This is a genomic window from Mycobacterium sp. (genome assembly GCF_035653355.1).
In the GTDB taxonomy this organism is placed as follows: Bacteria; Actinomycetota; Actinomycetes; order Mycobacteriales; family Mycobacteriaceae; genus Mycobacterium.
Genome location: NZ_DASRBZ010000606.1, coordinates 1 through 2,302, shown reverse-complemented (window position 1 = coordinate 2,302; position 2,302 = coordinate 1). Strand labels below are relative to the sequence as shown.

Here is a 2,302-nt window from a genome sequence, read left to right as displayed (position 1 = left end):
CGACCACGAAGATGACCGACCACGAAATCGACGCTGTCTGCGGCGATCGTTACATGCGAAGGACCTTGACTCGTCAGGATCGACTGCAACCTTCCTATGTGCCCGCTGCCAGCCACCCCAGTCGAGTGTCAGCAGCATCGGCCGACGATGGACCGCCGATTCTCATCGCATTGACAGGCCACCTGACTGCGGTAGCTCAACTCTCGACATTCGGCGGATGGCACCGCCTCTTTGGCGATACGCTCACATCGGCTACACAGCTCCACACCACCAAGCCCTGCAAAGTTCTTCAACACATCCAAGTAATGCCTCCCGGGGCAGGCCGGCTTGAGCTCCAAACAAGCGAGTCCCCGGCGAAGATTCAGCGGCTTCGCTGGCCTAGCCTGGGGCACAATGTCGCCGTGCGAACCGCCTACAGGTGCACGTCCTCCACTGATGTTGCCATTTGGTGACCCTGTGGCTGCCGAGCTGACCGTGGCCATCCACGGCGGTGACGTTGGCGCGCTCCGGCGCCTCCTCGCCGCCCGACCGGAGCTCGCTTCGGTTCGCATGATCGGACGTAAAGGGCTCGAAGGTGGTTGGAGAACGCCGCTGCACGCCGCCGCCGACTGGCCCGGCTATTTCCCGGACGCTCCAGCCGCGGTTGCCATTCTTCTCGGAGCCGGAGCCGATCCCAACGCTGAGACGGGTGGGAATCGACCCGAGACGCCGCTGCACTGGGCCGCCAGCACCGACGACGTGGAGGTGGCTGTGGCGCTGATCGACGGCGGCGCCAACCTGGAGACCCCCGGCGGCTCCATCGGGACGCCGCTCGACAACGCGATCGGCTACGGCTGCTGGCACGTCGCCCGACTGTTGGTCGACCGTGGCGCCCCCGTCACGAAAGCCTGGCACGCCGCGGCGCTCGGGATGCTCGACCGCTTGACTGAACTCCTCGGTGACGACCCACAACCTGACGTGGTTTCGCAGGCGTTCTGGCATGCATGCTCTGGCGCGCAGCGCCGAAGCGCCGAATACCTGCTCAGCCGTGGCGCGGAGCTCAGCTGGGTCCCCGACTACGCCGACGGCACAGCCCTCGACGCGGCAACCGGCTATAGCACCCGGAGGGAAAACGTCATCACCTGGCTTCGTGATCTCGGAGCACGATCAACACGCCCCACCGACTGACGGCGGTCCAAAGCACCGTTGGGCGGCGGTGAAGGAGTACAACTCTGCACGACGAAAGGGACGCACGGTGGACATCATCAACTTGGGGGCGGCGGACGGGCTCCCGCCGGTGGACTGGGCCAAAATCGTCGCGAAGCTCGCTGCCGGTTCCGCGCCTGCTCCGGACGCGCATAACGCTCGCACGACCTGGCTCGTGACGGTCAACGAGGACGGAAGCCCGCATGTCACTGCGGTTGGTGCTGTGTGGGTCGACGGCGCGTTCTGGTTCCAGACGGGCGCCGGCACACGGAAGAGCCGCAACGTCGCACGGGATCCGCGTTGCTCAGTCGCGGTGTCGATCCGCGACGCGGACGTGGTGATCGAGGGTGAGGCAACGCTGGTGACCGATGCGGGCACCGTTGCCCGCATCGCGAGGGCGTGGGCAGACAATGGTTGGCCAGTGGAGCCCGACGAGAGCGGCTCCGGCATCACCGCTCCGTTTAACGCTCCGGGACAAGGACCGCCGCCTTGGGGCGTCTATCGCCTCACGCCACGATCGGCGACGGTGGCGCTGGGCACGGAACCGGGCGGGCTGAGCCGCGTCCGGTTCTAAGGTCGACGCCCATGTGAGAGGAGTCCGTCATCATGGCCAGACCGTTCCGATTCGGCGTCGTTGCTCCGGTCACAACGGACCTGCCGACCTGGCGAGACCGGGTGCGCCGCATCGCCGACAGCGGCTACTCGACGCTGCTGATGCCCGACGTCCCGCAATCGCAGCCGGCCCCTGGCCCAACGCTGGCCGTGGCGGCGGCGCTTGCCGACCTGCGGGTGGGCACATGGGTATACGCCTCACCGCTGCGCCCGGCGTGGAGCACGGCGTGGGAAGCCCACTCGCTGTCGGTGCTCACTGAAGGACGCTTCGAGATGGGCGTCGGCACCGGCCGGCCAGGAATCGAGGCCGAACTCCGCGAGCTGGGGCTGCCCGTGGTTCCACCGAACGATCGGCTGGCCCACGTACGTAAGACCGTCACGAGGCTGCGAGATCTCGATGGCACCGACCTTCATACGCCGGTGGTGATGGCGGTACGCGGTCCGAAGGCCCAGGCACTGGCGGCCGAGGTCGCAGATGCCGTCACCTTCGCGGCGGTGCCGGGTG

Annotated in this window: 3 protein-coding genes; all 3 read left to right on the top strand. The window is 67.1% G+C overall.

Annotated elements, in window-relative coordinates:
• Window positions 1–456 precede the first annotated feature (456 nt).
• The gene (locus tag VFA16_RS21055) at window positions 457–1,167 is read left to right on the top strand and encodes an ankyrin repeat domain-containing protein (RefSeq protein WP_324969694.1); all 711 of its coding nucleotides are present in this window, start codon (window positions 457–459) and stop codon (window positions 1,165–1,167) included.
• A gap of 67 nt (window positions 1,168–1,234) precedes the next feature.
• Complete coding sequence (locus VFA16_RS21050; RefSeq protein ID WP_324969693.1) at window positions 1,235–1,759, top strand: pyridoxamine 5'-phosphate oxidase family protein; 525 nt, start codon at window positions 1,235–1,237, stop codon at window positions 1,757–1,759.
• Window positions 1,760–1,791: 32 nt separating this feature from the next.
• Window positions 1,792–2,302: LLM class flavin-dependent oxidoreductase (locus VFA16_RS21045; protein ID WP_324969692.1), on the top strand; the 511-nt coding region annotated here is incomplete at its 3' end.